Raw genomic sequence first — 7,200 nt, 5'->3', positions numbered from 1 at the left:
GACCTGGGCGAGGTCGCCCGCTTCCCACGCCGGCAGCGCGCCGCCGACGGGTTCGAGCGCGACGCGGTACAACGGTGCGCCCGCGCTGCCGGGATTTTCCAGCGTGCGCGCGACGATGCGCCAGTTGCCGTACGCGGGCGCGTCCCAGTCCGGGGCGTCGTCCGTGCCGGCCAGGCGGCCCACGTGGTGCTGCCATTCCGCCAGCGCTTTGGCATCGCCGCGGTCGACGTCGATGCGGTCGAACAGGCGCGTCGCGCCCTGTTGCGCGAGCCAGGCGTCCAGCGCGCGGCCGAAGCCGCAGTAATTCGCGTAATTCCTGTCGCCCAGCGCGAGCACGGCGTAGTGCAGGTGGGACAGGTCGAGACCGGCCGCCATCAACCGGCCCGCGAACGGCGCGGCCGTGTCGGGCGCGTCGCCTTCGCCGTACGTGCTGGCGATGAACAGCACGCGCGCGCCGTCTGCATCTCCGCGCTGCCGGTCTGGCTGGCGTGGACGACGAGCCAGTCCGCGCCCTTGACGTCCATGGCGGCACTGTTGCGGTGGGTGCGCCACATGCGGTACGACAGCCCGAGCCAGCCCAGGGACAGGGCCAGCGCGCCGGCGAGGCGCAGCGGTTCCGCCGTCATTGCAGCAGCGCCTTCCAGGCCGGGGTCACGATTTCGTCCAGCGTGCCAGCGCGCCGCACGAGGACCCGAGCCGCCAGCGCGCGCGCCTCGGCGAACGCGACGCCGTCGTCCGGACCGAGTACGGCGAGGACGGTCGACAGCGCGTCGGCTTCCATGCACGTGGGCGCCAGCACGGTCACGGAAGCGACGTCGTTGGCGACGGGCCGGCCCGTGCGCGGGTCCAGCGTGTGCGACACGCGGCGCGCGCCGTGTTCGAAATACTGGCGGTAGTCGCCGGACGTCGCGATGGACAAGCCGTGCAGCGCGACGACGGCCTGCGGCGTGGCGCTATCGGGAACGCCTTCGATCTCCACCCACCACGGATGCCCGTCCGGCTTCACGCCCGCGCCGCGCAATTCGCCGCCCACCTCGACGAGGTAGTGGTGGAGCCCCCGCCGCTCGAGGCATTGCGCGAGGCGGTCGACGGCATGACCCTTCGCGATGGAGGACAGGTCGAGCCGGAGACCGCCCGGCTGCAGCAGCCGGCGCCCGTCGCGGTCGAACGACAGGCGCGCCGCGGCGCGTTGATCCAGCGTTTGCCCGATGGCGGCGTCGACCGGCGCATAGAACCCCGTGTGATCGTAGCGCCGCGCGGCGCCGAAGCCCCACAGGTCGACGAGGGCGCCCGCAGCCGGATCGTATGCGCCGCCGCTGGCCATGTGCGCCCACAGCGCGTAGTCGATCACGTCGAAGAATTGCGCGGGCAGGTCGACCCACGTGCCGGCCGGCGCGCGGTTGTAGCGCGACAGCAGCGAGTCGGGCTCCCAATGGCTCATCTGGGCGACGATCGCATCCAGTTCGGCCTGCAGCGCCGGGCGCGGATCGTCGATGCGGCCGGCGGCGACGCTGACCGTCCACGTCGTCCCCATGCTCGCGCCTTCGAACGTGTGGATCCGGCTGCCCGGCGGCGGCACGGCCGGGGCGAGGTCGAGCGGAATGAGGACGGCGCGTTCGGTCAAGGTCACTCCGGCAGGATCTCGAAGGTGGCCGAGTAGCTGTAGCGCTTCGCCGGGCCGTCCAGGCCGCGCGGCGCGTTGGCCGGATACGCGGCGCTCAGCCAGTACATGTTCGGCGCGGGCAGGGTAAAACTGGCGTCGCCGTTCGCGTCCGTCGTCAGGCGCACTTCGTTCAGCGTGCCGCGGTATTTCACGCCGCCCGGGATCAGGCTGAACGGGAAATTCGCGAGCGGCTTGCCGTCCAGCTGGAAGCGGAACTTCGCTGTTTCGCCGGCGCGCAGTTCGGTCGGATTCGTCAGCGCGACCAGTTCCAGGCCCGAACCCGTCGGCTTCAGCGCGGCCGCCGTCGGCTTGTTCAGCGTGACGAACGTGTCCTGGCGCTGCACCATCGTCATGCTGCGCACGTCCGTGGCGCCGGCCGGGATTTCATCCTTGACGGTCTGCTCGGTGGCGCGGAAGCGCTTCGTCTCGCCGTTCAGTTTATAGGCGCCCATCACGTTCACGGCGGCCAGGGTGACGCGGTAGGTGCCGTCCTTCGGCAACCGGATGTCGACGGTGGAGCGGTGCTTGCCGAGCGTCGCGGCCGGCGCCGGGGCCGTGTTGCCGTCCGGGTCGGTGACCGTGAGGCCGTCCAGCTTCTGCGGCATGAAGTCCGTCTCGAACAGGCCTTCCGAGATGGCGGCGTCGATGGTCGCCCACGCTTCGCCGCGGTCGGATTCGATGAGGCTCGTGTTCGGGATCATCCACGGACGGTGCGCCTGCGCGACGCAGGCGATGCCGGCCAGGGCGAGGGCGATGGCGATCTGCTTGATGTGCATGCTGGACTCCTTACTTGATGCTGAGCGACACGGCGCCCAGTTCTTCCTTGCCGGCGAAGGCGGCGGCCACGTTCGATTTCGGCTCCCAGTGGAACGGCACGCGCACGAGTTCGCGGCCGCCCGCTTCGCGCGCCGCTTCGACGACGAGCTTGTAGTCGCCGGCAGGCAGCTTGTCCAGGCCGGCGCGGGCGGCCGGGATGGTCAATGTCTGCACGCCCGCCGTGCGCGTCGCGCCGCTCACGCCGTCCATCGGCAGCGTGACGTCGCGGCCGGCCTTGCGCCACCACGTGCGCAGGTCCTTGACCCACTTGGTGCCCGCGTTGTCGCGCTTCTTGACGTCGTACAGCACCGCCAGCGTGTTGGCGACGCTCTGGTCCGCGCGCTCGATCCAGATCGCGACGTAGGGCTTGTGGTACTCCGCCACGTTCAGCTGCGGCAGTTCGAACTTGACGGTGAGGTCGGCGGCCATCGCCCAGCTCGAGGCGAGCGGCAGGGTCAGGGCGAGCGAGTGGGACAGTTTCATGTCGGCTTTCGATGGATGGATTAATGAACGAACAGCAGGGCCAGCACGATCGGCAGCACGATGCCGAGGCCGATCACGGGCCATGTCGACGGCCGGTTGGCCGCGTGGTATTTCAGGATCAGGAAACCGGTGACGCAGAACACGACGCAGGCGATGGCGAAGATGTCGATGAACCAGCCCCACACGGGACCGGCGTTGCGGCCCTTGTGCATGTCGTTCAGCCACGAGATCCAGCCGCGGTCGGTCGATTCGTATTCGGCATTGCCGTCCGCGCCGATGCGCAGCCACGCGTCGCCGCCGGGGCGGGGCAGGGCGACGTAGGCGTCTTCCTCGCTCCATTCGGCGCGCACGCCGCGCACCTGCACGGGGAACGTCTGCTCGGCCCAGTCCGCCAGGGGGGCGGGCAGGGGGACGTTGGCGTCGGCATGGCCGGCGGCGAATTCCTCGATCTGCGTGCGCAGCGCCGGGGGCAGGGTGGCCTTCTGGCGCGTGACGGCCGGCTTCGCTTCGATCTGGGACGCGTGGTTCAGGGTAAAACCCGTGATGGCGAACAGCAGCATGGCCATCAGGCACAGGGCGGAACTGATCCAGTGCCATTGATGCAACTGGCGCAGGAATGTGGCACGCCGCGCGGCGGGCAGCGCGGTGGAGGTGGGGGATGTGGAGCCGGTCGGGAGCATGCGCAAATGATAACGATTATCATTTAGATGGTCAACCGCTGGTTCATGATTTAGTTGACAAGGTGAAAAAAAGTAATATCGGAATGAATAAAATGTCGTTGCAGGGTCAGCGGCGGCCGAATCCTTGCGTTACAATGTCGTGCGCCAATGGGCAGGTCGGTTGCATTGATTTGCCTTTAGAGTCCTTCCCCCACAACTTGATATGAAGTAAGTGCGATCCGCTAACCGGTCAGGCCGTGTCGCGGAAGGTTAGATTAACCCGCCCTAAAATCGCGAAACGCGAAGAAAGGTGAGCAAGAATGATGCAACAATATAACGCCAACTCGTACCTGTTCGGCGGTAATGCGCCGTACGTGGAAGAGTTGTACGAAGCGTACCTGAACAATCCGGGCTCCGTGCCGGACAACTGGCGCGCCTATTTCGACGCGATGCAGCACATGCCCGCCGTCGACGGTACCGCCAAGCCGGACGTGGATCACTCGTCCGTGATCGCTTCGTTCGCCGAACGCGCCAAGCAGGGCCCGATCCGCACCGTGACCGCATCGCCGGACGCTGAACTCGGCCGCAAGCGCGTCGCCGTGACCCAGTTGATCGCCGCTTACCGCTACCTCGGCTCGCGCTGGGCCAACCTGGACCCGCTGCAGCGCCAGGAACGTCCGCCGATCCCGGAACTGGATCCGGCCTTCTACGGCTTCACCGAAGCCGACCTGGACACCAAGTTCAACATCAGCAACACCTATTTCGGCCAGGAAGACGCATCGCTGCGCGACCTGCTGAACATGTTGCGCGACACCTACTGCCGTTCCATCGGCGCAGAATTCATGTACGTCAGCGATCCGACCGAGAAGCGCTGGCTGCAGGAGAAGCTCGAGTCGATCCGTTCGACCCCGACCTTCACCGCTGAAAAGAAAAAACACATCCTCGAGCGCCTGACCGCGGCCGAAGGCCTGGAGCGCTACCTCCACACCAAGTACGTCGGCGCCAAGCGCTTCTCGCTGGAAGGCGGCGAATCGTTCATCGCCTCGATGGACGAAGTGATCCGCCGCGCCGGCGAGCACGGCGTGCAGGAAATCGTCATCGGCATGGCCCACCGCGGCCGCCTGAACGTGCTGGTCAACACGCTGGGCAAGGCCCCGTCCGACCTGTTCGAGGAATTCGAAGGCAAGCACGCCGACGACCTGCCGGCCGGCGACGTCAAATACCACCAGGGCTTCTCGAGCGACATCTCGACCCCGGGCGGCCCGGTCCACCTGTCGCTGGCGTTCAACCCGTCGCACCTGGAAATCGTCAACCCGGTCGTGGAAGGTTCCGTCAAGGCACGCATGGAGCGCCGCGGCGACCGCCTCGGCAAGGAAGTCCTGCCGATCCTCGTGCACGGCGACGCCGCGTTCGCGGGCCAGGGCGTCGTGATGGAAACGCTGAACCTGGCGCAGACCCGCGGCTACGGCACGGGCGGCACGGTCCACATCGTCATCAACAACCAGATCGGCTTCACCACGTCCGACCCGCGCGACGCGCGCTCGACACTGTACTGCACCGACGTCGTCAAGATGATCGAGGCGCCGGTGCTGCACGTGAACGCGGACGATCCGGAAGCCGTCGTGCTGGCCTCGCAGCTGGCGATGGACTACCGCACCGAGTTCCATAAAGACATCGTCGTCGACGTGATCTGCTACCGCAAGCTGGGCCACAACGAGCAGGACACGCCGGCTCTCACCCAGCCGCTGATGTACAAGAAGATCGCCAAGCACCCGGGCACCCGCAAGCTGTACGCGGACAAGCTGGCCGCGCAGGGCACCATCGCCGCCGACGGCGGCGACCAGCTCGTGGCCGCGTACCGCAACGCGATGGACGCCGGCAAGCACACCGTCGACCCGGTCCTGACCGACTTCAAGAACAAGTACGCCGTCGACTGGGCGCCGTTCCTGAACAAGAAGTGGACGGACGCCGCCGACACCGCCGTGCCGCTGACCGAGCTGAAACGCCTGGCCCAGCGCATCACGACCGTGCCGGAAAACTTCAAGCTGCACTCGCTCGTCGAGAAAGTGCTGGCCGACCGCTCCAAGATGGGCCAGGGCGAGCTGAACCTCGACTGGGGCATGGGCGAACACCTGGCCTACGCGTCGCTGCTGGCCTCGGGTTACGCCGTCCGCCTGTCGGGTCAGGACGCCGGCCGCGGCACCTTCGTGCACCGTCACGCCGTGCTGCACGACCAGAACCGCGAGCGCTGGGACCAGGGCATCTACCTGCCGCTGGCGAACGTGTCGGACAACCAGGCCAACTTCACCGTCATCGACTCCGTGCTGTCGGAAGAAGCGGTGCTGGGCTTCGAATACGGCTATTCGACCGCCGAGCCGAACACGCTGACGATCTGGGAAGGCCAGTTCGGCGACTTCGTGAACGGTGCGCAGGTCGTAATCGACCAGTTCATCGCGTCGGGCGAAGTGAAGTGGGGCCGCGCGTCGGGTCTCGTCATGATGCTGCCGCACGGCTACGAAGGCCAGGGTCCGGAGCACTCGTCGGCCCGTATCGAGCGCTTCCTGCAACTGTCCGCCGACCACAACATGCAAGTCGTGCAGCCGACCACGGCCGCGCAGATCTTCCACCTGCTGCGCCGCCAGATGGTGCGCCAGTTCCGCAAGCCGCTCGTCATCTTCACGCCGAAGTCGCTGCTGCGTAACAAGGACGCCGGCTCGCCGCTGACCGACCTGGCCAAGGGCGGCTTCCAGACCGTCATCGGCGAACTGGACGACAAGATCGACGCCAACAAGGTCAAGCGCGTGATCGTCTGCTCGGGCAAGGTGTACTACGACCTGGTCAATGCACGCAAGACCCGCGGCACGACGGACACGGCCATCCTCCGCGTCGAGCAGCTGTACCCGTTCCCGCACAAGGCGTTCCAGGCTGAACTGAAGAAGTTCCCGAACGCTACCGAAGTGGTGTGGACGCAGGACGAGCCGCAGAACCAGGGCCCGTGGTTCCAGATCCAGCACAACGTGTTCGAAAGCATGGAAGCAGGCCAGCGCCTGGCATACGCCGGCCGTCCGGCTTCCGCGTCGCCGGCTGTCGGCTACACCGACAAGCACGTGGCGCAGCAGAAGGAACTGCTGGACACCGCGTTCTCGAAGTTGAAGGGTTTTGTCCTGACCAAATAAGCAGCGATCATTGACCCCGCGCCCGTGGCGCGGGGTTTTTTGCACAGAATACAAAAACGGAGTTTTCTAAATGGCACAAATCGAAGTCAAGGTCCCCCAATTGTCGGAATCGGTCGCCGAAGCGACCCTGCTGTCGTGGCACAAGAAAGTCGGCGAAGCCGTTTCGCGCGACGAGAACCTGATCGACATCGAGACCGACAAGGTGGTCCTGGAACTGCCGGCACCGGCTGCCGGCGTGATCGTGCAAATCATCAAGAACGACGGCGGTACCGTCGTCTCGGGTGAAGTCATCGCCATCATCGACACCGAAGCCTCGGCCGGCGTGAGCCCGCTGCAGGTGACCACTGCGCCGGCTGCCGCTGCCGAAGCCGCTGCCGCACCGGCTGCCGCCGCAGTGGTCACC

Annotated in this window: 8 protein-coding genes; 2 read left to right on the top strand and 6 right to left on the bottom strand. The window is 66.7% G+C overall.

Annotated elements, in window-relative coordinates; all coding sequences use genetic code 11:
• From ACEN88_RS20730 to ACEN88_RS20705, 6 genes are all read right to left on the bottom strand, one after another.
• A partial coding sequence (locus tag ACEN88_RS20730; protein WP_413342576.1) for a flavodoxin domain-containing protein occupies positions 1–447 on the bottom strand: 447 nt, incomplete at its 3' end.
• Positions 375–626 (bottom strand): hypothetical protein, encoded by a 252-nt coding sequence (locus tag ACEN88_RS20725; RefSeq protein ID WP_413342574.1) that lies wholly within the window; start codon positions 624–626, stop codon positions 375–377. The genes ACEN88_RS20730 and ACEN88_RS20725, both read right to left, overlap by 73 nt.
• A complete protein-coding gene (locus ACEN88_RS20720) occupies positions 623–1,624 on the bottom strand; it encodes an FAD:protein FMN transferase (protein ID WP_413342572.1) in 1,002 nt (333 codons plus the stop codon). The genes ACEN88_RS20725 and ACEN88_RS20720 overlap by 4 nt, the downstream gene beginning before the upstream one ends.
• A gap of 2 nt (positions 1,625–1,626) precedes the next feature.
• Positions 1,627–2,439 carry a DUF4198 domain-containing protein gene (locus tag ACEN88_RS20715; protein WP_413342570.1) on the bottom strand — a complete coding sequence of 271 codons (813 nt, stop codon included), beginning with the start codon at positions 2,437–2,439 and terminating at the stop codon, positions 1,627–1,629.
• 10 nt (positions 2,440–2,449) lie between these two features.
• Complete coding sequence (locus ACEN88_RS20710) at positions 2,450–2,962, bottom strand: DUF2271 domain-containing protein (protein ID WP_413342568.1); 513 nt, start codon at positions 2,960–2,962, stop codon at positions 2,450–2,452.
• A 20-nt stretch (positions 2,963–2,982) separates the two neighbouring features.
• Complete coding sequence (locus ACEN88_RS20705; protein WP_413342566.1) at positions 2,983–3,642, bottom strand: PepSY-associated TM helix domain-containing protein; 660 nt, start codon at positions 3,640–3,642, stop codon at positions 2,983–2,985.
• Positions 3,643–3,941: 299 nt separating this feature from the next.
• Between ACEN88_RS20705 and ACEN88_RS20700 the strand changes: the two genes are divergently transcribed.
• The gene (locus ACEN88_RS20700) at positions 3,942–6,797 is read left to right on the top strand and encodes a 2-oxoglutarate dehydrogenase E1 component (RefSeq protein ID WP_413342564.1); all 2,856 of its coding nucleotides are present in this window, start codon (positions 3,942–3,944) and stop codon (positions 6,795–6,797) included.
• 70 nt (positions 6,798–6,867) lie between these two features.
• Positions 6,868–7,200, top strand: a 333-nt coding sequence (locus tag ACEN88_RS20695; RefSeq protein WP_413342562.1) for a biotin/lipoyl-containing protein, incomplete at its 3' end; no start/stop codon positions are given.

Origin of the sequence: Massilia sp. CT11-108 (assembly GCF_047302915.1) — a bacterium.
Lineage (GTDB): Bacteria > Pseudomonadota > Gammaproteobacteria > Burkholderiales > Burkholderiaceae_D > Telluria > Telluria orientalis.
The sequence above is the reverse complement of the archived record's forward strand: the minus strand, read 5'-3'. Positions and strand labels throughout refer to the sequence as shown.

What these genes read in the sequence shown, in the direction of transcription:
- ACEN88_RS20725 (WP_413342574.1), bottom strand. Translation starts at nt 626, where the DNA reads ATGACGGCGGAACCGCTGCGCCTCGCCGGCGCGCTGGCCCTGTCCCTG.
- ACEN88_RS20715 (WP_413342570.1), bottom strand. Translation starts at nt 2,439, where the DNA reads ATGCACATCAAGCAGATCGCCATCGCCCTCGCCCTGGCCGGCATCGCC.
- ACEN88_RS20710 (WP_413342568.1), bottom strand. Translation starts at nt 2,962, where the DNA reads ATGAAACTGTCCCACTCGCTCGCCCTGACCCTGCCGCTCGCCTCGAGC.
- ACEN88_RS20705 (WP_413342566.1), bottom strand. Translation starts at nt 3,642, where the DNA reads ATGCTCCCGACCGGCTCCACATCCCCCACCTCCACCGCGCTGCCCGCC.
- ACEN88_RS20700 (WP_413342564.1), top strand. Translation starts at nt 3,942, where the DNA reads ATGATGCAACAATATAACGCCAACTCGTACCTGTTCGGCGGTAATGCG.